This is a genomic window from Paenibacillus sp. GCM10028914, from assembly GCF_042666275.1.
Classification (GTDB): domain Bacteria; phylum Bacillota; class Bacilli; order Paenibacillales; family Paenibacillaceae; genus Paenibacillus_AQ.
Genome location: NZ_JBHTFO010000009.1, coordinates 214,290 through 233,028 on the forward strand (window position 1 = coordinate 214,290; position 18,739 = coordinate 233,028).

Annotated in this window: 16 protein-coding genes and 1 tRNA gene; 7 read left to right on the forward strand and 10 right to left on the reverse strand. The window is 45.3% G+C overall.

All coding sequences use genetic code 11. The features are described from left to right. The first annotated feature begins 194 nt into the window (after positions 1-194). The 3 genes from ACFQV5_RS09585 to ACFQV5_RS09595 are packed head-to-tail and all read left to right on the forward strand — an operon-like array spanning position 195 to position 3,528. Positions 195-1,124: a glycoside hydrolase family 113 gene (locus ACFQV5_RS09585; RefSeq protein ID WP_379246203.1), complete on the forward strand. Its 930-nt coding sequence runs from the start codon at positions 195-197 to the stop codon at positions 1,122-1,124. Positions 1,125-1,140: 16 nt separating this feature from the next. Beyond that, positions 1,141-2,337 (forward strand): AGE family epimerase/isomerase, encoded by a 1,197-nt coding sequence (locus ACFQV5_RS09590; protein ID WP_379246205.1) that lies wholly within the window; start codon positions 1,141-1,143, stop codon positions 2,335-2,337. A 21-nt stretch (positions 2,338-2,358) separates the two neighbouring features. Continuing rightward, positions 2,359-3,528, forward strand: a complete 1,170-nt coding sequence (locus tag ACFQV5_RS09595) for a glycoside hydrolase family 130 protein (RefSeq protein ID WP_379246054.1) — start codon at positions 2,359-2,361, stop codon at positions 3,526-3,528. A 92-nt stretch (positions 3,529-3,620) separates the two neighbouring features. Here ACFQV5_RS09595 and ACFQV5_RS09600 read toward each other — a convergent pair whose 3' ends face one another. After that, on the reverse strand, positions 3,621-5,471 hold the full coding sequence (locus ACFQV5_RS09600; RefSeq protein WP_379246056.1) for an S-layer homology domain-containing protein: 1,851 nt from the start codon (positions 5,469-5,471) through the stop codon (positions 3,621-3,623). A 227-nt stretch (positions 5,472-5,698) separates the two neighbouring features. Here ACFQV5_RS09600 and ACFQV5_RS09605 point away from each other — a divergent pair, with 227 nt between their 5' ends. Further along, positions 5,699-6,478, forward strand: coding sequence for an SDR family oxidoreductase (locus ACFQV5_RS09605; RefSeq protein ID WP_379246058.1), 780 nt, complete (start codon positions 5,699-5,701; stop codon positions 6,476-6,478). A 180-nt stretch (positions 6,479-6,658) separates the two neighbouring features. Here ACFQV5_RS09605 and ACFQV5_RS09610 read toward each other — a convergent pair whose 3' ends face one another. The 7 genes from ACFQV5_RS09610 to ACFQV5_RS09640 all read right to left on the reverse strand — a co-directional run bounded on the left by ACFQV5_RS09610 (position 6,659) and on the right by ACFQV5_RS09640 (position 14,404). Beyond that, entirely contained in the window at positions 6,659-6,853 is a 195-nt protein-coding gene (locus ACFQV5_RS09610) for a hypothetical protein (protein WP_379246060.1), read from the reverse strand. 279 nt (positions 6,854-7,132) lie between these two features. Beyond that, positions 7,133-8,422, reverse strand: coding sequence for a phosphopyruvate hydratase (gene eno / locus ACFQV5_RS09615; RefSeq protein ID WP_379246062.1), 1,290 nt, complete (start codon positions 8,420-8,422; stop codon positions 7,133-7,135). A gap of 35 nt (positions 8,423-8,457) precedes the next feature. After that, positions 8,458-10,002: a 2,3-bisphosphoglycerate-independent phosphoglycerate mutase gene (gpmI, locus tag ACFQV5_RS09620; protein WP_379246064.1), complete on the reverse strand. Its 1,545-nt coding sequence runs from the start codon at positions 10,000-10,002 to the stop codon at positions 8,458-8,460. A 1-nt stretch (position 10,003) separates the two neighbouring features. Then, positions 10,004-10,756 carry a triose-phosphate isomerase gene (gene tpiA / locus ACFQV5_RS09625; protein WP_379246066.1) on the reverse strand — a complete coding sequence of 251 codons (753 nt, stop codon included), beginning with the start codon at positions 10,754-10,756 and terminating at the stop codon, positions 10,004-10,006. A gap of 126 nt (positions 10,757-10,882) precedes the next feature. Continuing rightward, complete coding sequence (locus tag ACFQV5_RS09630) at positions 10,883-12,064, reverse strand: phosphoglycerate kinase (protein WP_379246068.1); 1,182 nt, start codon at positions 12,062-12,064, stop codon at positions 10,883-10,885. A gap of 186 nt (positions 12,065-12,250) precedes the next feature. Further along, positions 12,251-13,255, reverse strand: coding sequence for a type I glyceraldehyde-3-phosphate dehydrogenase (gene gap / locus ACFQV5_RS09635; protein ID WP_379246070.1), 1,005 nt, complete (start codon positions 13,253-13,255; stop codon positions 12,251-12,253). Positions 13,256-13,357: 102 nt separating this feature from the next. Continuing rightward, the gene (locus ACFQV5_RS09640; RefSeq protein ID WP_379246072.1) at positions 13,358-14,404 is read right to left on the reverse strand and encodes a sugar-binding transcriptional regulator; all 1,047 of its coding nucleotides are present in this window, start codon (positions 14,402-14,404) and stop codon (positions 13,358-13,360) included. A gap of 346 nt (positions 14,405-14,750) precedes the next feature. Between ACFQV5_RS09640 and ACFQV5_RS09645 the strand changes: the two genes are divergently transcribed. The 3 genes from ACFQV5_RS09645 (at position 14,751) to ACFQV5_RS09655 (ending at position 16,173) form a co-directional block, all read left to right on the forward strand. Then, positions 14,751-14,825, forward strand: a tRNA-Arg gene (locus tag ACFQV5_RS09645). Positions 14,826-14,994: 169 nt separating this feature from the next. Next, the gene (clpP, locus tag ACFQV5_RS09650) at positions 14,995-15,591 is read left to right on the forward strand and encodes an ATP-dependent Clp endopeptidase proteolytic subunit ClpP (RefSeq protein ID WP_379246074.1); all 597 of its coding nucleotides are present in this window, start codon (positions 14,995-14,997) and stop codon (positions 15,589-15,591) included. A gap of 57 nt (positions 15,592-15,648) precedes the next feature. Continuing rightward, a complete protein-coding gene (locus ACFQV5_RS09655) occupies positions 15,649-16,173 on the forward strand; it encodes a hypothetical protein (protein WP_379246076.1) in 525 nt (174 codons plus the stop codon). A 119-nt stretch (positions 16,174-16,292) separates the two neighbouring features. Here ACFQV5_RS09655 and ACFQV5_RS09660 read toward each other — a convergent pair whose 3' ends face one another. Together ACFQV5_RS09660 and ACFQV5_RS09665 are read right to left on the reverse strand one after the other, a co-directional pair. Then, positions 16,293-17,375 carry a PdaC/SigV domain-containing protein gene (locus ACFQV5_RS09660; protein WP_379246078.1) on the reverse strand — a complete coding sequence of 361 codons (1,083 nt, stop codon included), beginning with the start codon at positions 17,373-17,375 and terminating at the stop codon, positions 16,293-16,295. Between the two features lie 306 nt (positions 17,376-17,681). Further along, entirely contained in the window at positions 17,682-18,737 is a 1,056-nt protein-coding gene (locus ACFQV5_RS09665; RefSeq protein ID WP_379246080.1) for a polyamine ABC transporter substrate-binding protein, read from the reverse strand. Positions 18,738-18,739: the final 2 nt, after the last annotated feature.

The window sequence follows — 18,739 nt, forward strand, 5'->3', positions numbered from 1 at the left end:
CGGTTTTTTTGTTAAGTAACGATAAAGTAATAAATAATAAAAATTAAGTATTGAACCAAACAAGAAATAGAATTATAGTGAACAGTAAATAACCGAGTTGTTATCATAACAATTAACTAACATATTGTTGTTAGCGAGATTTCATACTAACGAGGTGATACTGTTTGAATTGGTCAGAGCAATATATCGCTGGCATGACTTGGGGGTTCATGGGGGTAAGAGGCACTTGGATGACAGAGTCTGCCTCGATGTCCATGAGAACCATGGCTGAAACTACCGGAGTTAATTGGACAGCAATTGCATTTTCCGCTTGGCAAGCCACAGCCTTCTCAACGGAAATCCCTTACTGGAAGGACCTGACAGTTACTGACGAAGAAGTAATTTGGGCAATTCAGAATGCCAAATCTCTTGGGCTTAAAGTCTGCCTGAAGCCCATCGTTAACTGTGAGGACGGCACATGGCGAGCGCATATAAACTTTTTTGACAAGGACGTTCCCTGTGAGCCTAAATGGCGGGATTGGTTCGCTTCTTACCGTAATTATATCCTTCACTTTGCACAAATCCCCGAACAGACGGATTGCGAGATGCTATGTATCGGCTGCGAAATGGTGCAGACCGACCGTAGAGAAACCGAATGGCGCGATCTTATTTCCGAGGTGCGAAAAGTTTACAGTGGGTTGATTACCTATAATTGCGATAAATATCAGGAAGATAATGTAGCTTGGTGGGACGCACTGGATGTTATTAGCTCCAGCGGTTACTATCCAATCCACGATTGGGACCAGCAGCTGGATCGAATCGAAAAGGTTGTACAGCAATTTAACAAACCTTTCTTCTTTATGGAAGCTGGCTGTCCGAGCAGGACCGGATCCTCTGCGATCCCTAATGACTGGACACTTGAGGGAGAGGCCAATCAAGCTGAGCAAGCAGATTTTTATCGTATGATGTTTGACAAATGCGGGGAGCGGGATTGGGTCCGTGGTTTTATGCTATGGGATTGGCCTGCACAGCTGTACGAACGTGAGCAAGCGGCCATCGATGACGGTTATTGTATATATGGGAAGGAAGCTGAAGCGATAACCGCACAGGCGTATGCCGCGAAACGCTCTGCAATGAAATCATAAAGGGGGCTTGATCTTGGTGGACGTACAACAATGGAAAGAACAACTGCAATCAGAGCTGCAGGATAACATTCTGCAATTCTGGATTCAGAAGACGGTCGATAGGGAGCATGGCGGTTTTATCGGAGAAATGGATCAACACCATCAAATCAACAAGCAATCGGATAAAGGGCTGGTACTAAACGCTCGAATATTATGGTCCTTCGCTTCTGCTTACAGACTCCTCCCCTCACCTGAATATATGGAAATGGCTGACCGTGCCTATGATTATTTAAAAACTTATTTTATGGATCAGGAGCACGGAGGATTTTTCTGGATGGTCGATTATTTAGGACAGCCATCTCAGGACAAGAAGCAGGTTTATGGGCAAGCCTTTGTTATGTACGCATTTGCTGAGTATTATCGTGCGACAGGCCGGCAGGAAGCACTTGATCTTGCAATTGATATTTATCATGTATTGGAAAAACACACTTATGATCCAGTACATAAAGGCTATATCGAAGCCCTCTCCCGTGACTGGCAGCTAACCGGAGATCTTAGCCTGAGCGAGAAGGATCTGAACGAGAAAAAGTCAATGAACACTCATCTTCATGTCCTTGAAGCTTATACGAATTTATATCGAGTCTGGAAATCAGAAGAACTGAAAAAGAGTTTGACCGAACTGATTCAGATAACCATCGATCATATTATCGATCCAAAAAGCAATCATTTTCTGTTGTTCTTTGATGAAGCATGGCAGGTGAAGAGCCATCACATCTCTTATGGCCACGACATTGAAGGAAGCTGGCTGCTATTAGAAGCTGCAGAGGTTCTTGACGATCCTCACCTGCTTCGGCAAGTTATTCAAACGGCAGTGGCTATGGCTGAATCCGTTTACAAGAATGGCGTCGATAAAGACGGCGGCATATGGAATGAAGCGGATCGGAGCGGCCTAACCGATACGAACAAGGACTGGTGGCCTCAGGCCGAAGCAATGGTTGGATTTTATAACGCTTATGAATTAACCGGCGACAAAAAATACAAAACTGCTGCACTGAATTCCTGGAGATTTATTCAGAACTATATCGTGGACCAAGCGCATGGCGAATGGTTCTGGGGAGTAGACCAAGGAGGCACCCCGCTTCCTAATGAGCCTAAAGTAAGTCCATGGAAATGCCCATACCACAACAGCCGTGCTTGCATTGAAATGTTGGAACGCCTGAATCGCCATAACTAGAACATTATTGGAGGGAATAACATGAGTTTATTCGAGGAAAGAAAGAAGCAACTGACCGAACGTTATGAAGCCCTATTGAATCGTCCGAACGAGATCTCGCCTAATGGCAACGGGGTATATGATCGTTATAAATATCCTGTCCTTACAGCTGAGCACGCTCCATTGATCTGGAAATATGACTTCAACCCAGAAACCAATCCCTTTTTCTCCGAACGTCTTGGAGTGAATGGCGTGTTTAACCCAGGAGCAATTCAATTAAACGGAAAATTTTATTTGGTTGCTCGCGTTGAAGGTGTTGATCGCAAATCATTTTTTGCTGTAGCAGAAAGCGATAACGGCGTAGACGGCTTCCGTTTCTGGGATAAACCTGTCCTACTGCCGGAAACAGATGTACCGGATACGAATGTTTATGACATGCGCCTGGTACAACACGAGGACGGCTGGATTTATGGATTGTTCTGCACAGAACGGAAAGATCCAAATGCTCCTCACGGAGACCTTTCAAGCGCTGTTGCTCAATGCGGTATTGCCCGGACTAAGGATTTAATAAGCTGGGAACGTCTCGCTGATCTGAAAACACCATCTGCACAGCAGCGAAATGTCGTACTGCATCCGGAATTTGTAGAAGGAAAATACGCTTTCTATACACGTCCGCAAGACGGATTCATCGATACTGGTTCCGGCGGCGGAATCGGTTGGGGATTGTCGGCTACAATCGAGAACGCGGTAATCGATCAAGAAATTATTATCGATGAGCGTTACTATCACACAATCAAAGAAGTGAAGAACGGCCAAGGACCTGCACCCATCAAAACTGACCGTGGATGGCTCCATATTGCACACGGCGTTCGAAATACGGCGGCTGGCTTAAGATATGTTCTTTATGCCTTTTTATCTGATCTGGAGAAACCTTATGAGGTTACACACCGTCCCGGCGGTCATCTGATTGCTCCTAATGGAGAGGAACGCGTTGGTGATGTATCCAATGTCGTCTTCTGTAATGGGGTTATCGCAACTGATAATGGCAACGTATATATTTACTATGCTTCTTCAGATACTCGAATCCATGTGGCTGCTACAACTGTAGAGCGTCTTCTCGATTATGTGCTGAATACACCAGAGGATGCGATGCGTTCTTATGCCTGCGTTGAACAACGACTCGAACTGATCAATCGGAATTTATCACTTTAAAATATCATCATATCCCAAAAAAGACTGCTCCCCTGCCTATTCAAGCTGCTGGGGAGCAGTCTTTTCCTATTGTGAACAAGTAAAGAACCTTATTATTTCATCAGCTTCTCAAAACAATTTTGCAACAGCACATAGGTCTGCTCATAAGTAAGCTGTCCTTTAGGATTAAATTGATTCTTGCCTGTACCATTCATCAGTGACAACCCTACTGCTTGGTACACCTGACTCTTCGCCCAGGAAGAGATTGTATGATCATCTGTGAATGATGAAGAAGTTCCAACGGAGCTGGTTTGCACCTGCTTGCCTTGGAGTTCAAGCGTTTTGGTATAAAGATTGAGTATGAGTGTCGCTGCCTGTTCTCTTGTAATGGTTGCGTCTGGCGAGAAGGTCTGTGCTGAAGTTCCTTTTATGATTCCGTTCTGACTAGCCCATGTTACCGTCCAATCATCTATATCCTTAAAGGGAGACTTCGTCTCCGCCATATCAAAATAGAGATCACGACCGAGCATTGTCTCAATCATATGCACTGACATTTCAGTAAACTGATAGCGTTGTATCGGTTTTTGGTAAGAATGATCGAACGGCCATCCAATAATACCATTACTCTTCGCCTTATTATAATCCGCTAAAGCCCAATTGCTAACTTTCCCCTTCGCTGGACCATCTGTTACGTTAATATAAACCTGGCTTCTGATATTCCAGTAATCGTTAACCGAAATCCATGTTGATCCTTTAGCGACAGCCTTCACCTGCCCGCTTTCGTTAATCGTAACGACCTTGCTGTCTCCGCTCTTGAATGTATTCCCACTCGTCTGTGCCCCTTCCGAAAGACCGATTTGGAGCGTCTCTCCTTTCTGGAGCTCAATGTCATAACGTGCGAGTAAACTTGGCAGCATTCTGAACATGGTGGTGCTGAATTCAATCTGCTCTTCTGTGCCACTGACGCCATATATGCCTGTGATCTCTATGTTGAATACATCTTCTTGAGTAAACTGTCCGATCCCATCCGGTCTAAAAATAACCGCGAACGGTACCCCATAATTACTAGTCTGTACATTAAAATACTTGCCTTTCTTGTCCTTGTCCTGGTTATAGAATAACCATTCCTTACCGTCCCTTGCTCTAGTCAATTTCACTTTAATCTGGTCTGTTCTATTTTTGTCGTACTTCGCAGGATTAAGAGACACGGACCAAGGATCGGTTAAACCAAATACTTCCGAAGGAAAGTATCCGGCAGATGGCCAAGCGATATAATCGTATTGTACTTCCGATGCCGAGCGGTCCTTATTAAACGCAGCCATCGCCGCATGAGGTGTTCCTTCGTCCGTAAATACCATACCGAATGTGGTCTTCTTCATCTGCGGATTCAAAATCCATCTCCGGTGCCCTACACGGTCAATATTCGACGTACCTTGGTCTGCCATATAACCAAGTACATTCGCATAGAAGGTTCTGCTTCCGTAATACAGATTACTTGACTTCGTCCCCGTACTTCCCAGCGTAAACATCGCATCACTCATCCCTTGAGGCTTAGCTGGATAGTGGCTCATCTGTTGATTTACTGCGTTAATCAGCGCTCCGGTCTGTACTTGTGGGGTGAGCGCTCCGTCCACTACAACATCATCTGGCAATCCCGCTAAATATCGAACAAAATTTACGGCGTTAATGCCATCTTCAAGATACTCCGATTTAATTACACCTGCAGCGTATGGTGCTTTGATGTTCGGCTTCTCCACATATATACGCTCTGGCGCCATATAGGACGACCCTGTATCCATGGGTTTATATTGCTGCCACTTATTCAGAATATCCTGCTTCGTTCTTTGCTCTGTTAGCTGCTGGACGCTGGCTGCATTAGTTTCAGAGATGCTCAGAAAGGTTGCAACCATCATTGTTACAAGCAGTAGTAACAGCTTGCCTGGATGTTGAAGTGATCGTTTCATCGATTAGAACCACCTTATCTCGTATATTTTTATGTATATTGCTGTAGGCACTGTTATCGATTATACAGGAAAATATAGGTAATAGTAACTATAATGTCGAATAAATAATAGGCTCTATGATCTAAACCGTACATGATAGAGATGCAATAACAGGTGAGAATCTTTTAACGGAGAACTATATTATAGATTCAATATTTGGAGAAACAATGAATGGAGGCACTGCAACTATGTTCTCATTGAACAATAAAATAGCGATCATTACCGGAGCAAGCAGATCCACGGGGATTGGAACAGCGATATGCCGCTCGCTTGCGAACCTTGGCGCAGATATCTTTTTTACACATTGGCATACGTTTGATGAAACGGAAGGGAATGGCGGAGAGAGGGAGTGGCCTGAACAATTTTGCAAGGAATTAGAGAGTCTAGGGGTAAGAGCAGCGCATATGGAAGCAGACCTCTCTAGCCCTGATATGCCTGCACAGATTATGGATAAGGTAGAGAAGACACTCGGAGCTGCCACAATTCTAATTAATAATGCCGCTTACTGCGCACCCTCCAATTATAAGAGCCTCCATATCGACCTATTAGATCAGCACTATCTCGTAAACAATCGAGGAACGATATTACTCAGCACCGAGTTTGCCAAAAGATTTGAACAGCATCAGCCGAAAGGAACACCCGGACGAATTATATTCCTGGTTTCAAAAGGCCCCGATCCGAACAACCTCGCGTACACTTTAACAAAAGGCGCATTGATTGGTTTGATCGAGCCTCTGTCTGTTGGTCTAGCTCCGCTTCATATTACAGTGAACGGATTCGATCCAGGGCCTACGGATTCAGGCTGGATCACCGAGGAGTTGAAGGAACACTTCCTGCCCATGTTCCCCATGGGACGGATCGGACTACCGGAAGATGCCGCCCGGGGAATTAGCTTCTTAGCAAGCGATGATTCACAGTGGATCACCGGGCAGGTGATCCGGTCGGAGGGCGGGTTTTTGGGGAAATAATCCCCAGCCTCCCTCCCACCAAAAGCCCAGCTCGTGCCTTTAGGCACCGAGCCGGGCTTCTTTTGCGCCTCCATGAGATGCTCACATGGGCTGCACACCTCTCCCCTGCAACAGGTGCGTGAATCGGTCGGAGGAGCAACGCGTTCGCCTTTAAAATCGGAAAACTACACTCCCCCCCATTCATTCCAAGTTTTCCGATTTTAACAGCGACCGTAGACGATTCACGCACCGCCCACACAACGATAAGAAGTGTGCAGCCCTTGTTCTTGCCTTTGCACTTGTCCCTTGCACTTGCTCTTGCTCTTGTCCCTCCGTCCCATTAAAAGCCCAGCTCGTGCCTTTAGGCGCCGAGCCGGGCTTCTTTTGCGCCTCCATGAAATGCTCACATGGGCTGCACACCTCTCCCCTGTAACAGGTGCGTGAATCGATCGGAGGAGCAACGCGTTCGCCTTTAAAATCGGAAAACTTCCTCAGCTTCAATACATTCCAGTTTTCCGATTTTAACAGCGACCGTAGACGATTCACACACCGCCCCACAGAACGCTAAGAAGTGTGTAGCCCTTTAGCCCTTAAGCACTTCCACTCCCCTCCCATGACAACGCAAAAAAAAGCCCAGCCTCCCTAATAGCAGGAGCTGGGCTTTCATCTATCTTATTAGTTTTGCTTCAAGTTGTAGAAAGACTTCAAGCCGTTGTATTGAGCGAGTTCACCCAATTGATCTTCGATGCGAAGCAATTGGTTGTATTTCGCAACACGGTCAGTACGGGAAGGAGCACCTGTTTTGATCTGACCAGCGTTTGTAGCAACCGCGATGTCAGCGATTGTGCTGTCTTCGGACTCACCGGAACGGTGGGAGATAACAGCTGTGTAACCAGCGCGTTTAGCCATTTCGATTGCATCGAAAGTTTCAGTCAATGTACCGATTTGGTTAACTTTGATCAGGATGGAGTTACCAATACCTTCTTTGATACCTCTTTCCAGACGCTCAGTGTTCGTAACGAACAAGTCGTCACCAACGAGTTGAATTTTGTTGCCCAATTTTTCAGTGAGCAATTTCCAACCATCCCAATCGTCCTCGGAGCATCCGTCTTCGATTGTGATGATAGGGTATTTATCAACCCAAGAAGCAAGCAGGTCAACGAACTCTGCAGGCGTGTAGGACTTGCCTTCGCCTTCAAGAACGTATTTACCATCTTTGAAGAACTCAGTGGAAGCTACGTCCATACCAAGGAATACATCTTCGCCTGGTTTGTAACCAGCTTTTTCGATTGCTTCGATGATGGAAGACAATGCATCTTCGTTGGAAGTGAAGTTAGGAGCAAATCCACCTTCGTCACCAACCGCAGTGTTCAAGCCTTTAGCTTTAAGTACGGATTTCAGGTTGTGGAAGATTTCTGCGCCCATACGAAGTGCTTCTTTGAAGCTTTCAGCGCCAACAGGCAATACCATGAACTCTTGAACGTCAACGTTGTTGTCAGCGTGTGCACCACCGTTAACGATGTTCATCATAGGTACTGGAAGTTGTTTTGCGTTGAATCCGCCGAGGTAAACATAAAGTGGCAGATCAAGAGCATCAGCAGCTGCGCGAGCAACAGCCATGGATACAGCCAGGATTGCGTTAGCACCCAGTTTGCCTTTGTTTGGAGTTCCGTCCAAGTTGATCATCAGTTTGTCGATGCCAAGTTGGTCCAAAGCATCCATTCCGATAACTTCTGGAGCGATAATTTCATTTACGTTCTCAACTGCTTTCAGAACGCCTTTACCCAGGTAACGGGATTTGTCGTCGTCGCGAAGCTCAACTGCTTCGTGAACACCAGTGGAAGCACCGGATGGCACGATTGCGCGTCCGATTGCACCGGATTCTAAGTATACTTCAACTTCTACTGTCGGGTTACCACGAGAGTCAAGGACTTCGCGTGCGTAAACGTCGGAAATAATAGTCATAGATATAGTCTCCTTTTAATGTGATTTATTTCGATTTATTTACGGGATGCAATCATGGAGGTTCCTGTCATTTCTTCAGGTTTCTCAAGCTGCATCAGGTCAAGAATGGTTGGTGCGATATCAGCAAGAATACCGCCTTCACGCAATGTGATGTTCTCGTCAGTAACGATAAACGGAACAGGATTTGTTGTATGAGCTGTAAATGGACGTCCATTCTCATCAAATACCATATCCGCATTACCGTGGTCGGCAGTAATGATAACAACGCCACCCTTAGCAAGAACAGCATCCACTACTTTACCAACACATTCGTCTGTTGTTTCCACCGCTTTAATGGTAGGCTCAAGCATACCGGAGTGACCAACCATGTCTGGGTTTGCAAAGTTCAGGATGATTGCATCGTGTTTATCCGCTTCAATCTCCTTCACACAAGCATCTGCCACTTCATAAGCGCTCATCTCAGGTTGCAAGTCATAAGTAGCAACCTTCGGCGAGTTGATCAGCACACGAGTCTCACCCGGAAGTTCTACATCACGGCCACCACTGAAGAAGAAGGTAACGTGTGGGTACTTCTCGGTTTCAGCAATACGCAGCTGTTTCTTGTTGTTCTGAACAAGAACTTCACCAAGCGTATTGTCGAGGCTCTTCGGTTTGTATGCAACGAAGCCTTCTACCGTTTCGCTGAACAAAGTTAAGCAGACAAAATGTAAGCCTTGCGGAAACTTAGGTCCACGCTCAAAACCTCGGAAATCTTTGTTCGTAAATACTTGGGACAGCTGAATCGCACGGTCCGGACGATAGTTCAGGAAGATAACGGAGTCTCCGCTTTCGACCAGACTCACCGGATTGCCCAAATCATCTACAATAACAGTTGGCTCTACGAACTCGTCGTAGATTGATTTCTCGTAGGATTCATTGATCGCTTTCAGCGGATCGGTGTATTTCGGGCCTTCGCCATATACCATCGCACGGTAAGCTTTTTCTACACGATCCCAACGTTTGTCGCGGTCCATCGCATAGTAGCGCCCTGAAATGGTAGCAATTTTGCCGACGCCGACTTCCTCAATTTTAGCAAGCAGATCTTTAACAAACTGCTTACCACTGTCTGGAGCTACGTCGCGTCCATCCATGAAACCATGGATATACACTTCATGCATATCTTCTTTCTTAGCAAGATCCAGCATAGCGAACATATGCTCAATATGGCTGTGAACACCACCATCAGATACCAGACCGTACAGGTGGAGCTTCTTATTGTTTCTCTTTGCGGCACGAACGGCTTCAACCAAGGTTTCATTCTCATAGAATTCACCTTCGCGAATCGACTTCGTAATCCGGGTCAGGTCTTGATAAACAATCCGGCCAGCGCCGATATTCAAGTGACCAACTTCGGAGTTACCCATTTGTCCTTCTGGAAGGCCTACTGCTTCCCCACAAGCTGTCAGCGTCGTATTTGGATACTGCTTCAAATAACGATCATAGTTCGGCTTGTTTGCCTGAGAAACTGCGTTCCCTTCCGTCGTGTTACGCAGACCGAAACCGTCCATGATGATGAGTGCTACTGGTTTTGGTGCTGACATCTTACTTCGCCCCCTCAACGAGTTGGATGTAAGAAGCCGGTTGCAAGCTAGCACCGCCAACGAGCGCGCCGTCGATGTCGCTTTGTCCCATGTACTCAGCTACATTCTCAGGCTTCACGCTACCGCCGTACTGAATACGTACTTGGGCAGCCACGTCTTCACCATACATTCCTTTCACAAGGTCACGGATGTACGAGATTACTTCGTTAGCGTCCTGTGCTGTAGAAGACTTCCCTGTTCCAATCGCCCAGATCGGTTCATAAGCAATTACTACATGCACAGCCTGATCTGCAGGAATACCTGCAAAAGCAGCTTCTGTCTGTACTTTACATACGTCCTTAGTTTGTCCTGCTTCACGCTCTTCGAGCTTCTCACCAACACATACAATTGGAAGAAGTCCGTGACGGAATGCTGCATGGACTTTTTTATTCACGATCTCATCTGTTTCGCCAAAATATTGACGACGCTCTGAGTGTCCGATAATGACATAATCCACACCCAGATCTTGAAGCATAACGCCACTGATTTCACCAGTGAATGCGCCATTTTCTTCAAAATGCAGGTTTTGTGCACCAATCTTGATGCTAGTTCCTTTAGCAGCTTCAACAAGCGCAGGAAGGTTTGTAAACGGCGCGCAGATCACGGCTTCAACGCCTTCGATTTCCGCTTTTCCTTTTACTTCTTCGAAGAATGCTTTCGCTTCCGGAACAGTTTTGAACATTTTCCAGTTGCCGGCAATGATAGGTGTTCTCACACAGTTCACTCCTTTACTCCCCCCATATCCGGGGTTTGCTTCTTTGCAATAACTTGCTCTATACAAGCAGAACCGCCTGTTACACTTCATTCTCAGAAGGTAACAAGCACTTCTACAAAAATATTACTACTTATCGTTCAGTGCCACAACACCAGGAAGCTCTTTGCCTTCCATGAACTCAAGAGATGCACCGCCACCTGTAGAGATATGGTCCATCTTGTCTGCCAAGTGGAACTTCTCTGCTGCAGCTGCGGAATCACCGCCACCGATAATCGTGTAAGCCTCAGTGTCTGCACATGCTTGAGCCACTTCACGAGTACCGTTAGAGAACGGTTCAATTTCAAATACGCCCATAGGTCCGTTCCATACGACTAGCTTAGAGTTTTTGATCACTTCTGCATACATCGCACGTGTCTTAGGACCGATATCAACGCCTTCCCAATCTGCAGGAATACCGTCGATATCAACAATTTTAGTGTTTGCATCTGCACTGAAATCATCCGATACCACAATGTCGATCGGGAGGTAGAAGTTCTTGCCCAATTCTTTGGCTTTCTCGATAAAGCCCAGTGCAGTATCCAGCTTGGAATCATCACACAGGGACTGACCGATTTCATGTCCTTGAGCTTTGAAGAACGTGTAAGCAAGTCCACCGCCGATAATGACGTTGTCAGCAAGTGTAAGCAGGTTATTGATCACATCGATTTTGTCTTTAACCTTCGAACCGCCAATGATAGCAGTGAAAGGACGATCCGGGTTCGAAAGAGCTTTGCCGAGTACGGACAATTCTTTCTCCATCAGCAATCCTGATACAGCTGGAAGAAGATGTGCGATTCCTTCAGTCGATGCGTGTGCACGGTGTGCTGCACCGAAAGCATCGTTCACGAACAGATCAGCAAGCTCAGCGAATTGTTTCGCAAGCTCTGGATCATTCTTCTCTTCACCAGGATAAAAACGAACATTTTCAAGCACAAGAACGTCGCCGTCCTTCATGTTAGCAATTTGTGCTTTTACTGCATCCCCAACTGCTTCATCTGCCTTAGCTACAGGTTTGCCAAGAAGCTCGGACAAACGTTCGCTTGCAGGCGTCAAACGCATGGATTCTACCACTTGACCTTTCGGACGACCCATATGGCTGGCCAAAATAACTTTTGCGCCTTTTTCCACCAAATACTTAATGGTCGGCAGGGTTTCACGAATCCGAGTATCATCGGTAATCTTCCCATCCTCGAGGGGTACATTGAAATCGACGCGGACAAACACCCGTTTGCCGCTTACTTCCACATCACGTACACTTTTCTTGTTCATCTCCACGTTCCTCCTAAGAAACTATTTCCTCGCCGACAGCATAGCTGCTCTCTCTATTTAGAGTCCGGTTCTATCTATTCTTCCCAGTACTCTGGCATGAAAACATTTATAAACAAGTTTTATATTTTCACAAAATCAAAGAGGAGCGCCACAAGGAACCCCTCTTCGATTCGTGAATCAGATCAATTACAGACCTTTGCTTGCGATATAAGCAGCGAGGTCAACAACGCGGTTGGAATAACCCCACTCGTTGTCATACCAAGAAACGACTTTAACCATGTTGTCGCCAACAACCATTGTCGACAAGGAGTCGATTGTGGAAGAAGCTGGGTCTGTATTGTAGTCGCTAGATACAAGCGGCTCTTCAGAATAGTTCATGATACCTTTCAGAGGACCGTTAGCAGCTGCTTTCAGAGCTTCGTTAACAGCTTCTCTTGTTACTGGCTTAGAAGTTTCGATAACCAAGTCAGTTACGGAAACGTTCTTCGTAGGTACACGCATAGCCATACCGTTCAATTTACCTTTCAATTGTGGCAGAACCAAGCTAACTGCTTTAGCTGCGCCAGTTGTGGAAGGAATGATGTTCTCAGCTGCTGCACGAGCACGACGAAGGTCTTTGTGTGGCAGGTCAAGTACTTGCTGGTCATTCGTGTAAGAGTGAACAGTAGTCATCATACCTTTTTCGATACCAAAGTTTTCGTCAAGAACTTTTGCAAATGGAGCAAGGCAGTTCGTTGTGCAAGAAGCGTTGGAGATTACTGTGTGGTTAGCTGGATCGTATTTATCTTCGTTAACACCCATAACGATAGTGATATCTTCGTTAGTAGCTGGAGCGGAGATGATAACTTTCTTCGCGCCACCTTTCAAGTGAGCTTCAGCTTTTTCTTTAGCTGTGAAAATACCAGTGGATTCAACAACGATTTCAACGCCGTATTCTCCCCAAGGCAAAGCTTCTGGGTTGCGCTCTGCAAATACTTTAACTTCGCGGCCGTTAACGATCAATGCGCCTTCTTTAGCTTCTACTGTAGCATTCAATCTGCCGTGAGTTGTGTCATATTTCAAAAGGTGTGCCAGCGTTTTAACGTCTGTCAAATCGTTGATTGCAACGATTTCTACATCCTTGTTGTCGAGCGCTGCGCGGAACACGTTACGTCCAATACGTCCAAATCCGTTAATACCTACTTTAACCATGAGTAATTCCCTCCATATAGTGAAAGTTTTTTTATTTATTCAAGACAGACCGTGAGGTCCATCATGACAACAAAGTTAGTAAAGATGCTTTTTAGTCATTTCTTAATGCTCCGCCGTTAGATCCAAGCCCTTTGCAATTTCCAGAGCTGCGGCCTCATCCGTAACGAGAATATCCTCGTGTCCGAATTTAAGTACGGCGTGTATCGCTTTGGCCTTACTTCGTCCACCGGCAATTCCGATAATCGTCTCTGTTCGCATAATATCCTCAAGCCTAAGCCCAAGGGTAAGCATACGATGAACGACTGTTCCCTTTTCACTGAAATAGTAGCCAAAGGATTCGGCAATCGCTCCCTCCGCGATCAGATCCTTAATAGAAATCTCATCAAGCTTGCGGCGGTGGGCCATCTCCATAGCATCCCCAATACCGTGGACAATAACGCAGGATCTGCGTATAACATTCACAATTTCCTGAATGTGATGATCTTGAACCAGTGATTGGTAAGCATCATCACTCAGCAGGTCTGGCACGTGCAGCAACCGATATTCGGCTCCCACCTTCTTCGCCATCTTGGATGCAATGGTATTCGCTTGAATCTCCATACTCTCACCCAAACCGCCCCTTGCAGGTACAAACCATGAACCTGTTAAAGGACCATCTGACGGCGGTGTCATCTGCTCAGCTACTTGAGCGAGCGTTGAGCCACCTGTTACCGCGATGATGTCTCCGCTGTGAACAAAGCTAAGAAGTGTTCTTGCACCAGCTTTGCCAAGTTCGCGTTTCACATCGGCTGAAGATTCACTGTCACCAGGGACGACAACAACTTTGCGAAGGCCGTAAGCCTCTCGAATCTTCTCTTCCAAATCGGCTAATCCGAACAGGTCATTCATGACAGGTTCTAGTTGATCAAGCAAATTCTGTCCAGTACTACTGATCCTCATCCCAAGCGTCTCAATCTCGATGAGCCCCTGTGCTTTAAGCAGGTCCGTTTCGGCCCTCAGCACACGTTCAGTCATTGACAGTGATGCCGCGAGCGTCCTGCGCCCAACCATTCCGGATAACATGATCTGATGAAGGATCGTATACCTTCGCTTGAGAATGTCCATGAGATCGGGCAGAAGCTGCTCTTGTAATTCTAATAAGTTACGCATGCTTTCCACTCCTGCAACTTCGTCTTGGACCTCTTACCGATGGTCGCAAAATGTCCCAGTCAAGCGTTTTGAGTCCCACCCTTATTCTAACCAATATTTATAGAGGTTGCAAGTGTTCCGAATGTATATTTCTCAACCCATGTCATTCTTATTCATCGGTAACGAAGCTTTCTATAAGTGGATATAAAACTGTCAAACATTCAGGTAGCATTACCTAATAAAGTGTGAAAAATTTTATATCCTCTAGAAATCACAGCTCTCTTATGGCTAAGGGTCGATTAGAAACTTTTTCTTGTTCCTTGTCTTTTAGAAAAAGATGCGGTATAATCATCTTCGTTGCTATTTTGCGCCCGTGGTCCAATGGATATGACGTAGGCCTCCGGAGCCTGAGATCGAGGTTCGATTCCTCGCGGGCGCGCCATTTTTTATCAGAACTTCTATATATTGTTTACCCACAAGTGCCCATGACGGCTCTTTTTTTTACCTAATAGTTTGACTATCTTTGACTTTATGGTTGAAATTGTTTATGATGTGGGTAATACGGTAACAGTATTTTAATGAGGAATGCATTTAAGAGGAGGTTTTTCTATATGAGTTTTATACCTATGGTCGTAGAACAGAGCAACCGTGGTGAGCGTGCGTACGACATCTATTCCAGATTGTTGAAAGATCGCATCATCTTCCTCGGCTCCGACGTAAATGACGTGGTTGCCAATGCCATCATTGCACAAATGCTGTTCTTGGCAGCTGAAGATCCTGAGAAGGATATTCATCTTTACATCAATAGCCCTGGCGGATCCATAACTGCTGGTATGGCGATTTTTGATACAATGCAGTTTATTAAACCTGATGTATCCACCATCTGTGTCGGCATGGCCGCTTCCATGGGAGCTTTCCTGCTGAACGCTGGTGCTAAAGGCAAGCGATTCGCGCTGCCTAATAGTGAAGTTATGATTCACCAACCACTTGGCGGAGCTCAAGGTCAAGCGACAGACATCGAAATCCGTGCCCGCCGCATCCTGAAGATGCGCGACAAGCTGAATCATATTCTTGCAGAGCGCACAGGCCAACCACTGGAGCGTATTGAGAAAGACACCGATCGTGACTACTTCATGACCGCTGCTGAGGCAAAAGAATATGGTCTTATTGACCAAGTGCTGGAGAAAACTCCACCACAAGGGATCTAAGATAGCGTCTATAACATCAAAAGGCTAATATCCGGTAGACACGGATATTAGCCTTTTTTGTTTAGAAAGATTAGACATCATGCTACATCAGTGGATATAATTGGTATAATATACCGTCTGATCGGAGTGATGAGTAAGATGGGTACCCGAATATCCTTAATACTACTTCTGTTTCTCTGCTCGATCCCGTTTGCCTTTATCAATATGGTCCCTGCATTTAAAGGGAATATGCCAGATCCCCTTCATATCACGACCTCTGTAATTGCCGTTATACTACTATTCCTCCTTGGCTTGCTGCTGGGGTTAAAAGGTGAGTCTTATTTCGTTCGCTGGTACTCCCTCTACTGGTTATTCGGCCTTCTGTTTTTCGGACTCGGTTATGCTACAAAATCCTTTATAATTCTTCTCCCCTTCGCCTTTATCTATTCCTTTCCTCTCTACGGACTTAGGTACTTTCTGAATATCCCTTCGGATCTATTTCTTGTACTCTTCTGCATCTTGATTGCCGTCGCAGCTGGATTGCTCGGATATTCCATTGGCCGTTACTGCAGCAAGAAGACATTCTCTGTCACAGAGCATTAAAGGAGCTTTCGCCCACTGATACTTAGAAATGAAGTAAAGGACAGGCGCCATTACCCGGCGTCTGCCCTTTCTTTATTATCATTAAATTATTGATTTCAATAATTCGATCACAAACTGCCCTATTTCCAATCCTTTAGTTTCAACTCAAATTCAGGAAAACCATACGCATATGCCGTATAATCATACAATTGGAAGTAGAGCACAGCAGCATTATCCTTCAGATAAAAGTCTGCGTCTGCCGGTACTCCTTTAAAGCCGCCCAGGTATCCACCATCCTTCTTCATCTTGTTGAGAACAAGATTGTTAAGCTTCTGCTTATTCGTACCCTGCATGTTGACGAAATCACCAAGCTTCATCTGTTTACCATCTTCCAATGAGAATGTGAAGCTCTTCCGGAATGTCATGCCGTGCGCCCCACCCGTAAAGGAATAACTATATGTTGTGATGCTTAACAAACCTTGGGCATTGTAATTAACAACAAATTCGCCTTGGAATTCGTACGGATAATCCTTTCCAGAAGGAGAAAGTCCGCCGGTATTTTGTTCGAACCCTGCAATAGTCTCTTCAGCGTTCATTTTCAGCACCTTGTTTATATTCGTCTGAACCTCTTCGTTCTCCAAGCCACTAATTACTGGATAATTTACAACAGCCGTTGTATTTGATATTTTTTTCTTCACCGTTTCCGTCTTAATCGTTATCGGATTCTGTTTCTTTGGCTTCATACTCAACCACTTTGCAGAGGGACTCCATTGTCCTTGAATGCCCATATACTGGTTCAGCACTTTATAAGGAATATACAGACGACCGTTTACGATCTTCCCACCGGGTTCTCCCGCATAAAATCTATTTACCGAAAGGTAAATTTCATTCGCATCATATACCTTTGCAATTAATTTATTGTAGCCGTTTCCGAGTGTGTATTCCTTGTTCTTCGCATCATATTTTAACGGAATACCGAGTGCATCCCGTATCGCAGTTGCAGGGACATAAACCGTGCCATGATCAAGCATACCTTTTTGAGATAATGACTTACCATTCCACTCTAGTGCCGCTTCAGTCTTAGATGTCTGTTGAGTTGATATTGCTGCTTTTACTCCCGACTTGAATGCACTAGCATCTATAACTTGTCCATTCAAACCCAATCCACCTAGTAATACACCCGCTGCAATAACCGCCGCACTATATTTCATTTTATAATTCATCTTGTTACTCTCCACCTTCCATATTCAAGTAAGGTCATTTACTATATTACCCATTTCATTATAGGGAACACGTTAGTTAGAGAGGTAACAATTGTGGTGACAATTTTGATTCCAGCCAATCTATGCATAATAAAGACTGCTATACCGCGCTCCGTTATTATCTCAGTATTGGCCACTGTGGCTTCAATAAAAGATGTAAATAGTTAAAAAAGACCCGCAAGAAGGATCACTTTGTCTAAGCATCCACCCTACGGGTCTTTCATATATACTTAACTATTTCAGATCTAGCCCCACTGAGCCAGCTTCTTATCTTCCGCTCTTCAATTCTGTCCAGAAGCGGTCGTAAATCTGCAGTGACTCGCCGACATCGCCAAGCCATTCTGTGCGAGCCAGTTCATCTTCAGTCAGATTGATCATCTTGTCAGCACGATACTCCTCGCTATGGAACTCCATCGCTTTGGTATTCGGGTTGCTGTAGCCGATGTATTCATAGTTTTTCGCGCTCACTTTTGGATCCAGCATGTAGTTAATAAACTTCTCTGCTAGCTCCTTATTCTTCGCACCCTTCGGAATTGCATAGTTGTCAGAGAAGATCGTAGCTCCTTCTTCTGGTACAACAAAGGCTACATCCGGATTTGATTTTGCGATGAAAGATGCGTCTCCGGACCATACGGTTGCAATCCAGCCTTCCTCTTGAATCATCTTCTGCTTGATATTGTCGGTATCAAAAGCAAGTACGTTAGGCAGCAGAGTTTTCAGCTCATCTACAGCACCTTTAATCTCTGCTTCATCGTTTGTGCTGTTGGATTTCCCTTGCTTCTTAAGCGCCATACCGATCATTTCACGGTTGTCATCCAGCAAGAGGACTTTTCCTTTATAAGCCGGATTCCAAAGATCATTCCAGCTCTTAATCTCTTCTTTAACGTATTTCTTGTTATATGCGATTCCCGTCACACCGGATGTATAAACTACAGAGTACTTATTACCAGGGTCGAACTCTGGATCTTTAAATGTATCTGCAATATTCTCCATGTTCGGGATATTGTTCTTATCAAGCGGTTCCAGCAGATCCATATTAATCATGGTCTTTACCATATAATCAGAAGGCTGAATTAGGTCATAACCGCCACCGCCTGCTTTAATCTTCGCCAGCAGGTCCTCATTATTCGCGTAATTGTCGTAAGTTACCTTGACGTTAAACTGTTCCTCAAAATCCTTCAACACCTCTGGGTCAAAGTTGTCAGCCCAGCTGTAAATGTGCAGGGTTTCCTTATCAGAGCCTCCACAAGCTGTCAAAGCTGTTATCGACAATGCAGCGAGCATGCCTGCCAACAGCAGACGGGTCCATCTCGATCTTTTCAATT